Here is a 16,314-nt window from a genome sequence, read left to right as displayed (position 1 = left end):
AGCACGTATTTAACGGAAGTTTTTTTGAATCTAATGCTCATAGTCCTAAAGAGTTAATACTATCTTATTTCTAAACAAAAGACCACCCCTCCGCATCCTATGAAGAAGATTCATGGGGTGGTAAAATAATGGGCTGATAGCGTAATGCCTCATCTACGATCTCAGCTGCACTCAAGTCACGGTCATCCCAGTAGATCAAATTACTGATCCCCGGATGGAGCGTATTTTGCATCACTATGGTCAGCATACTGTCGATTTCCTCTTCTGTTCCCTCACCTCTGATGATTTTTTCCACTAACTCTATAAGCTCATTTCGGTCTAAATTTTGGAGTTCCTGGTTGGCTTGATCCAGACTCATATAATTGCCCTCCTTTAATTGAGTATGATCGGCATTGTGTGGGCCCATCCCTTCTTTTGTAAGCGATATATGACCTATTATGGAGATTTAAGAAGTGTTTATGATAAATAAAGCCGCCCCCAGTATGGGAACGGCTCTATACAATAATAAAGCTTGTTAAACCATGATTTTGCAAATATCGTTCGTGAATTCAACCGGATCTTGCAGTGGCAAGCCTTCGATCAGCAAAGCCTGATTATACAGTAATGCCGTATAGAGGTTTACTTTCTCCTTATCCTCGGCAAAAGCTTCTTTCAAAGAGTTGAACACCGCATGGTTTACGTTGATTTCCAGCACTTTATTCGCTTTGACATCGGCGTTATTAGGCATAGCGTTTAAGATTTTCTCCATCTCAATCGTCACTTCGCCGTCTGCGGACAGACATACCGGATGTGTCTTCAAGCGCTTGGAGGCTTTAACACTGGATACCTTGCCTTCCAGCAAGCCCTTCATGTACTCGAACAGCTCTTTGTTGTCGTTTTGTTCTGCTTCTGTTTCCTTCTCATTCTCGTCAGGCTCAATGCCCAGATCGCCGCTCGAAACAGATTTGAATTCTTTCTCTTTGTAGCTTAAGAGCATTTTAATAGCGAACTCATCAATATCATCGGTGAAGTACAGAATTTCGTAGCCTTTGTCAGCCACCATTTCGGTTTGCGGCAGTTTTTCAATACGCTCATTGGACTCCCCGGAAGCATAATAAATATACTTCTGATCCTCTGGCATACGCGATACGTATTCGTCCAAAGTAACTTGCTTTTTCTCTGTAGAAGAGTAGAACATGAGCAGATCCTGGAGAGTTTCTTTATGTCTGCCGTAATCGTTGTAGACACCAAATTTCAATTGTCTGCCAAATGATTTGTAGAACTGATCATATTTCTCCCGGTCATTTTTGAGCAAGGTTAGCAATTGGCCTTTGATTTTGCTTTCGATATTTTTGGCAATCAGTTTCAGCTGACGGTCATGCTGCAGCATTTCTCTGGAAATGTTGAGCGACAGGCTTTCGGAGTCAACCATACCTTTGACAAAGCTAAAATAATCCGGCAGCAGGTCAGGAGATTTTTCCATAATTAGCACACCGTTAGCATACAACTCCAGCCCTTTTTCATATTCCTTGGAGTAGAAATCAAACGGAATATTTTCAGGAATAAAGAGAATAGCTTGGTACACTACCGCGCCGTCCGCGCTGACGTGGATATGCTGGAGCGGCTTGTCGTAGCCATAGCGTTTTTCCGCATAGAAATTTTGATAATCCTCGTCGGTCAGCTCGCTTTTGTTTTTTCTCCAGATCGGAACCATGCTGTTGATGCGCTGTTCTTCTTCATAATCCTCGAACTCGTTGTCGCTTCCCTCTTTCAGACGCTTGCCTGTAATATCCATTTTAATCGGATAGCGAATAAAGTCGGAGTATTTTTTAATCAGTGCTTTTAAACGATACTCGTCCAAATATTCGTCGTAGGACTCATCTTCGGTGTTTGCTTTGATTTTTAGAACAATCTCGGTTCCGACCTCGTCCTTCTCAGCTGCCTCAATGGTATACCCGTCTGCACCTGTGGATTCCCATTTATATGCAGTATCGCTTCCCAAAGCCTTGGTAGTCACTGTAACCACATCGGCTACCATGAAAGCTGAATAGAAGCCGACGCCGAATTGACCGATGATGTCATGACCATCCTTGGATTCATTTTCATTTTTGAATGCCAGTGAACCACTTTTAGCAATAACACCCAGGTTATTTTCTAGTTCTTCCTTGGTCATACCAATCCCGGTATCACGCAGGGTTAGCGTTCTGTTATCCTTATCGGCAGTTACTTTGATATAATAATTTTCTTTGTCAAAGACCAGTTGATCATCCGTCAATGCTTTGTAATAAATTTTGTCAATCGCATCACTTGCATTGGAGATCAGCTCTCTTAGGAAAATTTCCTTTTGCGTGTAAATCGAGTTAATCATCATTTCGAGCAGACGCTTGGACTCAGCCTGAAACTGTTTTTTCTCCATTCGGATATCTCCTTTCAAATATGAACCTATGTAAGGCCAGCGGATATGAGCTATGCAAACGTTTCAACTTTGTTAGCACTCCCATCATTCGAGTGCTAGCCTACCTTTTTTATATCATTCCTCATTTTTTATGTCAATATCTCGGTCGACTGAACATTAAAATTACATTTTAGGAAATCGCTAGTGTCTAATGTGCTTAAACATCACGTTAAACATTTCGACAGAAGATGGAAACAGTCCCTGTACATGGGGAAGCAGATTACTCCTGATCCGAAGCTCATCCTCATTCAAATGCTGTAGGTCCTCATGAAAGAACCAAACAATAGGATAATCGCCGTCCTTATGTCTGCTGCCTGCATTTAAACAAACGGGACCCTGGTCGTCCTCTGCTATTGCAAAAGGAATGTAGCCTGCTGACAGAAGAGGTGACCATTGATCAAGCAAATCATAAAATGCCTTTAAGCCTTGACCTACAGGCAGACGTGGGAACTCAACAAACGTACAATCGCTCCAGTATACTCCCGGGATGGACTCATTATCGAATTGTAAAGATACATAATGGTAGGACGTGATAAAACTCCTCAGCAGGGGCGGCAGCTCAAAATGGTATTTTTCCTCCATCTCCCGAACTTCCTGTTCAGTAATCTGTGAAAGGAGAGGCTTCCACTTGATCCATCCCTCCTCGTCAACATTCCCATCACGCATTTCCATCGGTACATTTTCTTCCACATCCATAAAAAAGGCTTCATCCATCTGAGCAAATAGTTCCTTCATGGATGTACGAATATCCGCTTTCTTGTCCATGTCTTCACACCTCTTTCCTCTCTATTCACATTTTGCATCATGGGTTAATGCCAAATGCCCTCTATCTGAAAATAGCATTGTAATCATGTGCTGCTACACTTTTTAAGTTCAGCTTATCAGAACTTGCTTTTATCACCATTTGCGGAATATTAGTATTACCAGCGCAAGGGCTCATAGTTCCGCCAGATCACCCAACGCGCTGTCTCGTGAATTGGCGCGGTGCCAATGCTATATTCGTCCTTCGTGCCGCTCTGCAAATCAATCAAATGAAGCATACCGCCATACGTTCCAACCGCCAACATACTTTCATCAGGTGTAACTGCCAGCCCGGATATCGTACTGCCGACAAAATAGCGCCAAAGTTCACGGCCCTCCCTGTCAATCAGACGGAGATAACCGTAGGCATCACCCAAAATAGATCCTTGTGTCAGCGCTGTTGCAGCGTATACTCGCATTTCTTCATTCATCATCGGCCATTCTTCCTTATTCTGAGCAAGACCCTGCTCCACCTCAGCAATCGACACTTGAATGGTGGCACCGTTGTAGAAATGACAGGCATTGTACCAGACGTCCAGATCATCATTGGAAAATAGAGCATAATGCGGATAACTAGAACTTGGCTCCAATGTATGCACCGTCTTATCAGACAGATCCATAAGCATATGCTCACTCATCTGGCTACCGTAAGCAATCCAACGTCCATCCCTCGACACAGCTCCATGGGCCATATCCACAATCGTGTCTTCCAACTCTAGTTTTCTTCGTTCAGACGCCTCGGGATGGATCAAATCCACCTGATCACCAGCCAGCAAATAAACGCCGTAACCGCAAAGCAGCAGAAGTCGCTGTCCATCGCCAAACGGAATCACTTCATCTAATATATCTTCAGGATGCTCCTCATCTCCCAAGCACTCCAGATCAGGAATGGATGCTTTTAAGCGGCCTTGTATATCCTCCCACTGAAAATGTGCTGTCTCTTCTCCTTGCAGATTTAAGTCCGGTTGACGAACAATCCGAATCCCCTGTCCATCCACCAACGCAAAATAAGTCCTGTCCGGCGAACAGCCTACTCGATGCAGTCCGGGGATTTGCAAGATTCTATCTTTTCCCGTCACATAGATCGTCCCACGTTCCCGAGGATTGCCCGCATGTAGAATGACTTCATTGCCTCCATTCACAAAAGCTATCGGCCTAACGGCTTGCAAAGCCTCCTCGAACGCTGGTGTAAGCGGCCAAGACGCGGCTGGAATCTCTCGACGTAACTGCTCCATTTCACCAGCCTGATTCGCCTCCTGAATCATACGAAAAATATCTTTGGCCATCTTGGGGCGTTCGTCCTGGTTTGGCTCTGATTGCTCCTGCTGCCATTCACTTTCCATGCCGACTCTGACAAATTCATTCACATCTGCGGCATACCTTTTTCCTTCCTGTCGCCACTTTGCTGCCATTTCATGATTCAACCAACTCATTTGCTTCCCCCATCCAGTGTATGTATGCCCTGTTTGTTCTACAGGCTTTGTTCATTCTGTTAGGTGGTTTCTCACCTTTGTCAGCACAGACCACAGGTCTGTCACTGCCTTCACCTCTTCATAGTCCAGAAAGGCATCTCGTTTGTCATAGTATTTTACCGCTATAATCACCATCTGAAGCGTCACTGGCTGTCCAGCAGCCTTAAGGACTTCCACAATACTTTCGAAGGTCGCCAACTCAAACCAGGTTTGAACCTGACGATCCGGCACCCACTTGGGAATATACTCGTCCTGTTCGTTGGTTACGACTGTACCCTCCTCTGCACATTCCTCTAGCCAATGCTCATCCCAATAATAAATTGGTGTGTGAACAGGGTCTTGATCCCATTGATCCACATTCACATATAACCAGTTATTATGCAGTTGCCCCACGCTACGCACCAATTCCTGCAATCCTTCAAATACACGATAAGACGGGCGCTCTCTGCGACGGTAATCCTCAAGTCTTGTCTCATACCTGCTCATCTTCAACCTCCCGCTTCCTATACCAGCTAAACACTCAAAATTCGCATAACATACATTTACAACTTATAAAACCCGATATAATTACAAGCACCTCGTAAAGTGTCAAGACTACATAAGGAGATTGATCTATTCATGAAAAGAATCACCGCACTTGTTATCCTGTCTTTGCTATTACTGGTATCCCCGATCTACGCTGCTGCCCCAGCACCTATGCTGGTCTATGTGGACCAGAGTAACCACTCCTTCATCCCGCTTCGTCTTCTGAACAGCTATGAAGGGATCACACTCAACATGACGGCAGCGGACAAAAAAATAGAAATTGCGCAAGGCAATACTCGGATCACCCTATTTGCCGGGAAATCTACTGCCAAAGTGAACGATCAAACGGTCCGTTTGCAAAATGCTCCTTTTACCGATAATGGTTCGACCTATGTACCCTTGCAGTTCATCAGCCAATATCTAAACCTGCAAGTCTCATGGCAAAAGGAAACCTCAGCTGTACGCATTAAGCAGGGTACAACGTCCGTCACGCTTCCGGTACTTACTGGCAAGCTACTACCCGGAAATACTACACCCATTACGACGGCTCATAAAAGCTTCAAGGTCGGGTCTCGTACATTTTCCGCTAAGGTGGTCACCATCTCTATGCTCCATCCCAAGGTAAGCCTGGACGTGGCACTGGCAGGCGATTCCATTGGTAAAGTGGAAGACTTAAGTAGTCTCGCCAAACGTAACCAAGCGGTTGTAGCCATCAATGGTACATTCTTTGACGCCTATACCAAAAGTTCCTACAAAACGCCTTACGGCTATCTGGTCAGCCATGGAAAGATGTTGAAAAAAAGCTCCGGCGACCAACGGACGGTCTTCACCTACGATGCCAACCATTTATCCGAGCTAATGTCGGGTTCTGCCTTTGAACAACGCTTAAGCCAAGGCAGTGTCGAAGGTGCCCTTCAAGCCGGGCCTCGTCTGGTCACGAACGGTCAGGTTTCCCTAAATGTCAAAGCCGAAGGCTTCAAGGACCCTAAAATATTAACAGGCGGCGGCGCCCGCAGCGCACTCGGGATAAGTCGGGATCATAAGCTGATCCTCCTGACCACAAGTGGAGCGACTATACCGCAGCTCGCCCAAATGATGAAGCAGGCTGGCGCTTATCAGGCCATGAATCTGGACGGCGGTGCTTCCAGCGGGCTGTATTACAACGGCTCCTACCTCACCACACCCGGCCGCCAAATCAGCAATGCCATTATTGTAAAGTATCAATAGACTGATAAAGGGCTGTCTTCACGGATGTGTAAGCCGTGGGGATAGCCTTTTATCCATTTTCCTGGTTTCGGTTGTTCCTGCTTCCACCTGTTCAGGCGGCTTGTATGGGCCGTTACGGGTTGCCTACAACCTACAATCGAATCAGACCTGTAAAGCTATTGCTGCCTTCGCTTCCTTTTTTTAAAGAAAGATAAATACGATTGTCTTCTCTGCTCGCCAAGCATTCATAAAATCCCGGTTGCACAGAAAGGAACGTCCCTCCCCATACGCATTCAGGCTCCAGTCCACCACTTGTGGCTTCCTCCCCTGCTCCAATAAATAGGTTGCCTGAGGGAACCTTCAAAAACAGCCGCACAGTAGGCTTGTCAATATGATCTGTCATCACAACCTCATAGGTCCCGTCGGCTCCCAGATTCAAAAAAGCTACATTTCCTTTGTTCAACTCGCCCAGCTCGTCCTCTTCGATGGACCACCAATCCGGATCATCGTCCAAACGATGCTTAAGAGCTTGCGTATCAAATAAGCAAAGAGTCGCCGTGTCTGTCGTAAATTGAAATGGACTGCTTGCCATATTCATCATCCGATCCTCCTGATTTTGGTCAGCGAATTTCTGTTTTTCCACGTCTTACGCTATCCGTATTGCCATATATTTGAGGGAAAATCTCCCTGTATGTAAAGTATAACAATGCTTGCAGGGCCAGACAACATGTTGGGCTAACACCTATTCTGCATAAAAAGCCCTCCCTCACGATGTCGTGAAAGAAGGCCGATTTGTGGATTTAAGCGATGCTAACCTGCTGTTAGATCAGAAAAGACTTAGTGATAATTACCAACAAAATGAACAATACCAAAATCGCTCCTGTGGATGTCCATGCTCCACCGTAACCTACTTCACCCATGTCTGAATCCCTCCTTGCGTTAAAGCTTACTCTTATCGTATGAAGAAAAGCGGATAACGACAGGGCGAATCGGCAAGTTTATTTGCCATGAAAGGACTACTCAGAAAATGGACTGATACGTTTGAGATAGATCGCTAATGACTCTGGATGACAACTGGCAGAGAATGTCGTCCGTTCTTCGCAGCAGCCTGCTCACATCCTTGTGCTTCATCTTTTGAAGGAGAGAGCTTTCTAGCTGAGATGAAAGAAATTGAGTGGTGCCTATAAATACGACAACATCCAATCCCGGGTTGGTTTCGGTATGTAATAAGTGCAGCAGATCAGTCATAGAGAGGAATCCGGGAGGGAAACGGCTGTTGTTTTCTTTCATATATAGTGCTTTTAACATGGAGGTCAAAGCCCAGTCACATAGGATAATGCAGCATTGGACTTGATTGTGCTTGTACAGGATTTGGGCTAGTTTCATGTGGTATTGGGATAGAGTGTGAAAATCCGTTATTGAATGATGTAGGTGTTGTGAGGGTCTGGACGGTTGAGTGGGACTTGGAATAAAGGTAGAAGGAGCTTCTTTCATATCTATTCCTCCAGAGAATTTAAAGAATAGTCTTATTATACTCTAAAATAATACTTATAGATATTATTATTATTTATTATATTCATTATTCAATGTTTTCATTTGGATATCTTGTCTACACTTTTAGAATAGTGAGGTGTAGACGATGGAAGATAAAGAAGTTCTTAAATTAGTGGGTGCCAGAATACGTGCTTTGCGAAAAGAAAAAGGATTGTCTCAGGAGTCGCTTGGGGAAAAAGGTGGATTCCATTTTTCATACATAGGGCAGATTGAGCGTGGAGAAAAAAACGTATCTTTAATAAATATAGCTAAAATTGCTAATGCACTGGATGTTAATTTGATTCAGCTTTTTGCTTATGTAAATGAGGATATTAAGGTTACAAAACATGAAACTGATATACAAGAAATCGTAAAAATACTCCAAAAATCGAGTCCAGAGAAAGTACGCTTGGCGAGGAATGTGATACGGGAGATTACAAAATAAAAGGATTTTTTAGCAAAAATAAAGGAGCCACCTTTAGTTAACAAGGCAGTTCCTATTGCACTATTGTTTTACGTAAGTTCAATACCCTATCGAACATTAAAATAACATATATATATCCAGTATTAACTTAATTTCAAGTTTCTTATATAAAAGCGCGAACCGAATCGAATACGAAATTGCAAAGGATTTCCCGCCATTATGAAATTATTGGCTTCTAGGTAGTTTCTTGCGGTCATTCAATTTAGATTTTCTTTTTACCCTTTTTGTGGGCAATACCATACGAACATTTTTTAGCTTCGTTTTTCTTTGAGCACTATTTGTAATAAGGTTAACTGTAAAGTTCACGAAACCGCGTTGGATGTTAAGTGTTTTAAAACCAACTCTTCTGCAATTATTGCATAGATTACCATTAATATTCCAGATCCAACATCCACTGAAGTTATAATTAGGAACATGTATGGGAAAACTACCTGACCACACAAGATTTCTTGATACGCTCTCAGCGTAATAATATATTGTTCTATCCCCTACATTGCCAGTAACAACTTCCCTCGTTTGACCAGGCGCCAGACGGTACCAGGTAGACAATATACCCGTTTGTCCCACAAAGACAAACCCACACCTACTCGCGTGATAGAAAATGGCTACCTGTACGGTAGAATTGGTGCTGTTTCGAAAATAAAGACTCATTTTTTTGTCACTCCCTCTTAATACCATTCTACAATCCATTGTATGCAAGAGTTGTAAATAGGAAGTGGACAAACATAAAAGAGTCTTAGCCTTTTTTAGGATACTCAGAGGTTATGCTTTTTTAGAGTTTCCCGCCATCAGTTTAGCGAAACCATATGACCATGTTGTTTATGTTATAGAATTCAATCAAAAGAAAACCCCCACCTAATCTTGTAAAGATCAAAAAACACGTCCATATATGACGTGTTTTTCAATAAAATATCCTTAACTAATAGAACCTTTTAAATATCCTAAACCAAACCTTACTTCCAAATCTCGTCCGCAATCTCTTTAATGAAGGCAAGCTTTTTCCACTGCTGCTCTTCTGTCAGAATATTGCCTTCTTCTGTTGAAGCGAAGCCGCACTGTGGGCTGAGGCAGATGTGGTTGATGTCGACGAATTGAGTCGCTTCCTTAATGCGGTTAATGACCGTCTGCTTGTCTTCCAGTTCACCCGTTTTGGAGGAAACGAGGCCCAGTACGACCTGCTTTTGATCTTTCAGATGCTTAAGCGGTGTGAAATCACCTGCACGGTCGGTGTCGAATTCGAGATAGTAGCCGTCGATGTTGTCGATGCCGAACAGGGTTTCGGCTACAGGCTCATAGCCGCCAGAAGATGCCCAGGTGGAATGGTAGTTACCACGGCATACGTGGGTCGTTACGACCAAATCGGCTGGGAGATCCTTCACCGTTTCCTGATTCACACGGGCAAACAGCTTTTTGGTATCTTCCACATCTTCACCTGCATGCTGTCTAGCTTCCCAATAGTTTTTATCACAGAGCATCCCCCATGTGCAATCATCCAGTTGCAAGCTGCGGCAGCCCTCATTGTACAACGCTTGAATCACGGATTTGTAGGCTTTGGCGATATCCGTCACCAGTTCATCCAGATTGCTGTAATACGTATCGGTTGTTTCTTTATTCTCTCCGCGCAACAGCTCGGCTAGGAACTGTGCAGGTGCCGGGATCGTTTGGCGCGCGATGGCATCCTCACCTGCTACTTGCTTCAGGAATTTGAAATCTTCAATGAAAGGATGACGGGAATGTCCGATTTTACCGGACAAGCGTGCGGTTTCCGCTCTTGTTTCCACACCTTGGAATTGGTAGCCGTTCGAAAGCTGTACCTTTTCCACACCGTCCAGACCCCACATAAAATCAAGATGCCACCAGGAGCGTCTGAATTCACCGTCTGTCACGGCTTGAAGTCCTACGGATTTTTGCTTTTCCACTAGCTTGATAATTTCGTTATCTTCAATCTTTCTCAGCTCGTCCGCAGAGATTTCATTATTTTGAAATTGAATTCTGGCGTCTTTAATCGCTTGCGGGCGCAAAAAGCTGCCGACCATATCATGTCTAAAAGGGGTGACTTTACGTTGGGATGCATTGTCAAGGATGCTGCTCATTAGGGTTATCTCCTTTTTCGCTTCTATAGTGAAGTTCTTGTAAGAAAGATAACATACATTTTCAGTTATAAGGTAACTCCAATAAACTATAGCTAGTTATAGCCTAAGGCTATACCCAACCTTTTATTCCCCTATCGCCTCATGCAACGCTTCTACATAGACGGTAGCCAGCTTGGAGAGCGCAGCGTTTTTATGGCAAATCCATCCCACATTAATAGACTCATCACATTCCAGAGGGACGGAAATAATGTCGTTACCGTTCAGATCCGCACTGATCACCCCGGTAGAAATCGTATAGCCGTTCAAGCCAATGAGCAAATTAAAAAGGGTCGCCCGGTCATGGACACGAATGCTTTTGGGATGTGACAACGTACTGAGAATCTCCTCGGAAAAGTGAAAGGAATTGTACTCCCCTTGCTCAAAGGACAGATACGGATAGGGATGAAGCTGATCAATGGTCACGATGGACTGTCGGGATAGCGGATTATTGGCACTGATAAAAATGTGTGGCTTGGCCGTAAACAGGCTATTGAATTGCAGATTCGCATCTTTTAGCAGCTTGTTAATGACCTTGGCGTTAAATTCGTTCAGATACAGGATTCCAATCTCACTGCGCAGGCTTTTGACATCCTGTATGATTTCATGGGTTTTGGTCTCTCGTAAAGCCAGTTCATACTCTTCTTGACCATATTGATTCACCAGATTCACAAATGCATTTACAGCAAAAGCGTAATGCTGCGTGGACACAGCAAAATGCTGTGGTGAAGGCTTGGCATCCAGATAGCGACTTTCCAGCAGCTCCGCCTGCTCAACGACCTGACGTGCATAACCGAGGAATTCCACGCCTTCCTTGGACAAAGAAATTCCCTTATTGGTACGCTCAAAAATGGTGATATGAATTTCTTCCTCCAAATCGCGAATCGCGTTCGACAGACTGGGCTGGGAAATGAACAACCGCTTCGCAGCCTCATTCATGGAGCCACGATTGGCAACCTCAATGACATATTTTAATTGTTGTAAGGTCAATGCATGATGTCCTTTCCGTTTGTGTTTCTTCTATTATATAATACATAATCACACTTCTGGAAAAGGGATAGTTGTTGCTTAAATGAAATCAACCTCTCCCCCTAAGGTTTAAAAAATATAAACACCTCCCTAAATGAAAATCTTCCATTCAGGGAGGTGCTCTAGTTATGATACTTTAATTAACGAATTTCACCGTTTGTGGAGATCAGCTTTTGATACCAATAGAAGCTTTGTTTACGAATACGACGCAGATCCTTGAGATCAAACTCCTCACGATCCACATAGATAAACCCGTAACGTTTGCTGGAGCCCTGATGGGTACTAACAAGGTCAATCGCAGACCACGGACAGAAGCCGAATACTTCTACACCGTCTGTAATAGCCAGTTGAATCTGCTCGATATGTTTCTTGAAAAAGTCAATACGATAAGGATCATTCACTACATCCCCTTCTTCAAGCTTGTCAAAAGCGCCCAGGCCGTTCTCTGTTACGATTAAAGGCAAGTGGTAGCGAGAATAAATTTGTCGTAATGTGGTTCTAAAACCGACCGGATCAATCTCCCAACCAAACTCCGTCGTTTGCAGGTTGGGGTTGACGGAACCTCGATATGCTCCAGGTTCACCCACAATTTCATGCTGATCACCTGTATGTGAAAAATCATTTCCGTCATCTAAACTTTCTCCTACGGTTTGAGAGGTATAATAATTAAATGCGATAAAGTCCGGGTTTCCCTTCGCTAAAATGTCCATATCCCCTTCTTCAATGACAGGCTCATAGCCTTTCTCGACCAAATAGCTCCACGCAATGTGATTGTAACGGCCAAATACAGCCATATCCAGATAGAGCCAGTTACGAATCGCTGCATAGTTATCAGCCGCCAGTGTATCTTCCGGCTTGGAACTGGCTGGATAGATAACCCCGATATTCGGCGCTGGTCCAATTTTCGCGTCAGGTAGCATTTCATGGCACAATACCATCGCTTTCGCCTGCGCGACTAACATATGATGATTTTGTTGGTACAGTACCTTTTGCGGATTTTCCAGACTTGTATCTAATGTGCCAATAGAACCGGGATGGAGAATCAGCATGTTCTGCTCATTAATGGTTAACCAATATTTCACCCTGTCTCCAAAGTTCTCAAACAATGTTTTGGCATACTGTTCGAAGGCATCAATCGTCTCCCTCTTCGACCAACCGCCTTGTTGTTCAAGAGCATAAGGCAGATCAAAATGATACATAGTAACAATCGGTTCAATCCCGTATTTGATTAGTTCGTCAATTAATGAGCTGTAAAACGCGATTCCCTTCTGATTAACTTCACCTGCGCCCTGGGGATAAATACGTGTCCAAGCAATAGAGAAACGATATGCTTTAAAGCCCATTTCAGCCATCAGAGCTACGTCTTCTTTGAACATATGGTAATGATCACTGGTTACCTTAAAATCAGTGACCCCTTCGACGTGATTAGCCATGTCAATGACAGAGGGTCCTTTTCCATCTTCGTCCCATGCACCCTCTACTTGATAAGCAGAAGTGGAACCTCCCCAGAAAAAATTTTCAGGAAATGCCTTCAATTGATTATGTTTCATGATCTAGTCCCTCCAGTATAGTTATATCCTTCTGATGTTCGCAATTTATGTGTGTAATGATGATGCTTGCCAGTATCACACAACCAAGGTTAACAATACTTCATTTTTTTGAATCTGCTCCTGATTTGTCTCAAATACATCCACTTTATGTTTCGTGAGTGTGACGATGACAGGCGTTACGATTTCGTATCCTGCTTCTATGATCTGTTCCCTGTCAAACTGGATTAGCAAATCGCCCTGTTTCACGCTGTCGCCTTCTTTAACCACTGGATTAAAATGCTTCCCTTTCAGCGCAACGGTGTTAATTCCGATATGAATTAATATCTCTGTACCCGCATTGGAAGTCAATCCTATGGCATGTCCTGTGGGGAACAGCGAGGTTACGACTCCATCTATTGGCGCTACAACCTCACCCACAGACGGTTCAATAGCTAACCCTTTTCCCATAGCCCCTGTAGAAAATGCAGAATCATTCACTTGACTCAATGGTGTGATCCTGCCTGTGATCGGGCTGTATATCGTTTCTTTCTTGATATCAACGACCTTGGTTGCTGTAACAACAGGCTCTGGTTCTGCTGTTTTCACGGATTCAACTGTTTCTGGGGCCTCCCCCTTCACCTTGCTTTCATACCCAAAAATAAGGGTTAGTACGGTTGCTGCCGCGAATGAGCAGGCAATGGCAATCACGTAAACCAAGGTTGGCGTATATACTGGAATCGCAAAAATGTTGTGAAACACATAAGCCGTCATTTTCACCCCAAAATGTCCATTGATAGCTCCGCCAAGAGCGCCTGCGATAATGACAATCGGAATGACACGTTTATAACGAAGCACCAGACCATACACAATCGGCTCTGTCACACCAGCCAGCAATCCTGTAATACTCGTGGAACCGGCAAGAGTTCTAAGTGTTTTATCTTTTCTCGCCTTCAGGAAGATACCAAATGCGACACCAATTTGAGCAAATACAGCTGCTGCAGCCATCGCCTCAATCGGATCACCACCAACACCGATATTTTGAATCGTAATAGGTGTAAAACCCCAGTGAAGTCCGAAGACGACCATAAAGGTCATAAAACCGCCAAGAACAATCCCTGACAAAATGCCACTTACACCGATTAACCATGTCACACCTGAAGAAATCCAATCTCCTACCCCTGTACCGAAAGGTCCAAAAGCCATCGCAGATAGCGGAACCATAATCATTAAAGCCAGCATCGGAACTAAAAACAATTGTAAATCCTTAAGAATGATCTTCTTCAAAAACTTGTCCACCAACGCATAGATGCTAATGGATATGAAAATCGGGAAAACACTGGCGGAGTAGTTCATCATGACCACCGGTATTCCTAAAAACGATACATCAGCGCCTTTGTCCATCAGCCCCGTAAAGTTGGGTTCCATGAGAGCCGCACCGATCACACCAGCTACATAAGGATTCGCCTTCAGCTTTATACCAAGCGTAATCCCCAGCAAAATAGGCAAGAAGTAAAACACAGCATTCCCTGCAGCAGACAGAATCAGATAGGTATCACTTGTTGCAGACATCCATCCCAGCAAGGTCAAAACCGTTAGGAGTGCTTTTATCATTCCCGAGCCCGCCATCGCCGGAATCAACGGGGAGAAACTGCCCGAAATGACTTCAAAGATTGTGGATATGACCGATGTTTTTTTACCACTGGATTCACTGGCAGGGGAATTCGATCCAAAATCCCTGTTTTTCATAATCTCCGCATATACATAGGCAACATGGCTGCCAATAACAACTTGAAATTGTCCGCCGCTTTCAACAACTGTAATGATCCCCTCGTGCTTCTCAAGCGCTTCTCTTTCGGCTTTTCGTGAATCCTTCAGGTCAAATCGGAGTCGTGTAGCACAGTGGACAAGCCCATTGATATTTTCTTCTCCTCCAACGAGACGTACGATGTCCTCGCCCATTTTCTTATGGTCCATGTTCATTCTCCTCTTGGGCAGATTGCCTGAAAACAAAAAAATACCTAAACGAAAGGCCTATATGATCAAAGAAAATGATCACTGCCATTCATTTAGGTATCGCCTGCTTAACCAGTAACAATCCTTATATTTAAGTTGTGAGCCTACTATAAATCACTTAGAAATCGTTTGCAAGCTTTTTTTCTAAGAAGTAGCCATATCGTTTCTGGAGGTTACACGCTGTATATGAATCGTCAAATACACTTTTTCGTCAATCGACATAGCACTTTCATGCTTTAATTCCAAATATTGATTGATCAATTGGGTGCATTGAAAAGCCCTCTCGTATTTATCTTTGACTTGGTCATACAAGAAATTATCCCCTGAAGCTAGTTGTTCTTGTTCATTGCTCAGCAATCTTTGGGCAAAGTACTGCAAATGAGTAATAAACCGGGAATAATTGAACGAAGTTTCATCCAGTGTAATCTGATAGTAATCGGTTACAATGTTGAAAATGTCATCAATCACCTCGGTAATCTCAACCGTTTGTTTCATACCCTGGCCGTCTTGTCTTGCATTTACAAAATGCATAGCAATAAAGCTGGCCTCATGCTCATCCATTTGGATGCCAAATTGAGCATGGATGATGTCCAATGCATTCATTCCGATCATAAATTCTTTTTTGTAAAATTTTTTAATTTGCCATAACAGTGAATTTTTAAGTCCCACGGATTTTCTGTATCGAGAGATGGCAAATTGAATATGGTCAATCAGAGAAATATAGATATTGTCACTAAAAATATCTCCCATTTCCTTTTTTGCGCTGCCTACAATTTCATCCGCCACCTTTAAATACTCTACGGATGTTTCCCCAATAAGATCTATTAATTTTTGTGGAATTTTATCGGACTTTAATACAAAGGTTTTTTCTATTTTTTCCTCATCGACCCTCTGGCCATTTTTCTTTTTAAAGCCCAGACCATTCCCGATGACAACAAATTCATGACCCACCTGATTTTCGGCTCGGATGACATTGTTGTTAAAAATTTGCCGGATGATCATTTATCTGCTCACCTCATTGATGTAATGACAAAGTTTGTAATAACAAAAAAAACCAAATAACGACTAAATCAATTAGTCATTATTTGGGTATCGCCTGCTTACCAGTAACAATCCCGAAGGGCACTTCACCCCTCATTCAATTACTCTTACTATACCG

At 43.5% G+C, this 16,314-nt stretch carries 15 protein-coding genes; 2 read left to right on the top strand and 13 right to left on the bottom strand.

The annotated features are described in order from the left end of the window. Positions 1-97: 97 nt before the first annotated feature. The 5 genes from MHI21_RS09290 to MHI21_RS09270 form a co-directional block, all read right to left on the bottom strand. Positions 98-358: a bacteriocin immunity protein gene (locus MHI21_RS09290; protein WP_342419886.1), complete on the bottom strand. Its 261-nt coding sequence runs from the start codon at positions 356-358 to the stop codon at positions 98-100. A gap of 156 nt (positions 359-514) precedes the next feature. Then, on the bottom strand, positions 515-2,395 hold the full coding sequence (htpG, locus tag MHI21_RS09285) for a molecular chaperone HtpG (RefSeq protein WP_328802282.1): 1,881 nt from the start codon (positions 2,393-2,395) through the stop codon (positions 515-517). A 180-nt stretch (positions 2,396-2,575) separates the two neighbouring features. Further along, on the bottom strand, positions 2,576-3,199 hold the full coding sequence (locus tag MHI21_RS09280) for an SMI1/KNR4 family protein (protein WP_341161823.1): 624 nt from the start codon (positions 3,197-3,199) through the stop codon (positions 2,576-2,578). Between the two features lie 155 nt (positions 3,200-3,354). Further along, complete coding sequence (locus MHI21_RS09275) at positions 3,355-4,668, bottom strand: hypothetical protein (protein WP_341161824.1); 1,314 nt, start codon at positions 4,666-4,668, stop codon at positions 3,355-3,357. Between the two features lie 51 nt (positions 4,669-4,719). Further along, positions 4,720-5,193 (bottom strand): hypothetical protein, encoded by a 474-nt coding sequence (locus tag MHI21_RS09270; protein ID WP_165175922.1) that lies wholly within the window; start codon positions 5,191-5,193, stop codon positions 4,720-4,722. A gap of 132 nt (positions 5,194-5,325) precedes the next feature. On the opposite strand from MHI21_RS09270, the gene MHI21_RS09265 reads away from it, so the two are divergent. Continuing rightward, the gene (locus tag MHI21_RS09265; RefSeq protein WP_342419885.1) at positions 5,326-6,459 is read left to right on the top strand and encodes a phosphodiester glycosidase family protein; all 1,134 of its coding nucleotides are present in this window, start codon (positions 5,326-5,328) and stop codon (positions 6,457-6,459) included. Between the two features lie 130 nt (positions 6,460-6,589). On the opposite strand, the gene MHI21_RS09260 is transcribed toward MHI21_RS09265, so the two are convergent. From MHI21_RS09260 to MHI21_RS09250, 3 genes are all read right to left on the bottom strand, one after another. Further along, positions 6,590-7,039, bottom strand: a complete 450-nt coding sequence (locus MHI21_RS09260; protein WP_322172086.1) for a DUF6386 family protein — start codon at positions 7,037-7,039, stop codon at positions 6,590-6,592. Positions 7,040-7,259: 220 nt separating this feature from the next. Next, positions 7,260-7,358 (bottom strand): hypothetical protein, encoded by a 99-nt coding sequence (locus MHI21_RS09255; protein ID WP_014599622.1) that lies wholly within the window; start codon positions 7,356-7,358, stop codon positions 7,260-7,262. Between the two features lie 100 nt (positions 7,359-7,458). Continuing rightward, positions 7,459-7,686, bottom strand: a complete 228-nt coding sequence (locus MHI21_RS09250) for a hypothetical protein (RefSeq protein WP_238807658.1) — start codon at positions 7,684-7,686, stop codon at positions 7,459-7,461. A 391-nt stretch (positions 7,687-8,077) separates the two neighbouring features. Here MHI21_RS09250 and MHI21_RS09245 point away from each other — a divergent pair, with 391 nt between their 5' ends. Then, positions 8,078-8,416: a helix-turn-helix transcriptional regulator gene (locus tag MHI21_RS09245; protein WP_029516656.1), complete on the top strand. Its 339-nt coding sequence runs from the start codon at positions 8,078-8,080 to the stop codon at positions 8,414-8,416. A 992-nt stretch (positions 8,417-9,408) separates the two neighbouring features. Here MHI21_RS09245 and MHI21_RS09240 read toward each other — a convergent pair. The 5 genes from MHI21_RS09240 to MHI21_RS09220 form a co-directional block, all read right to left on the bottom strand. Next, positions 9,409-10,548, bottom strand: a complete 1,140-nt coding sequence (locus MHI21_RS09240) for a 5-methyltetrahydropteroyltriglutamate--homocysteine S-methyltransferase (RefSeq protein WP_341161828.1) — start codon at positions 10,546-10,548, stop codon at positions 9,409-9,411. A gap of 123 nt (positions 10,549-10,671) precedes the next feature. Beyond that, a complete protein-coding gene (locus tag MHI21_RS09235; protein WP_023987954.1) occupies positions 10,672-11,574 on the bottom strand; it encodes a LysR family transcriptional regulator in 903 nt (300 codons plus the stop codon). Positions 11,575-11,753: 179 nt separating this feature from the next. Next, positions 11,754-13,163, bottom strand: a complete 1,410-nt coding sequence (locus tag MHI21_RS09230; protein ID WP_165175934.1) for a glycoside hydrolase family 1 protein — start codon at positions 13,161-13,163, stop codon at positions 11,754-11,756. A 75-nt stretch (positions 13,164-13,238) separates the two neighbouring features. Then, complete coding sequence (locus MHI21_RS09225; RefSeq protein WP_342419884.1) at positions 13,239-15,116, bottom strand: beta-glucoside-specific PTS transporter subunit IIABC; 1,878 nt, start codon at positions 15,114-15,116, stop codon at positions 13,239-13,241. 183 nt (positions 15,117-15,299) lie between these two features. Then, positions 15,300-16,157 (bottom strand): PRD domain-containing protein, encoded by an 858-nt coding sequence (locus MHI21_RS09220; protein WP_341161830.1) that lies wholly within the window; start codon positions 16,155-16,157, stop codon positions 15,300-15,302. Positions 16,158-16,314 lie beyond the last annotated feature (157 nt).

The organism is Paenibacillus sp. FSL H8-0168 (genome assembly GCF_038592955.1).
Lineage (GTDB): Bacteria > Bacillota > Bacilli > Paenibacillales > Paenibacillaceae > Paenibacillus > Paenibacillus polymyxa_B.
This window is presented reverse-complemented; position numbering and strand designations above follow the sequence as displayed.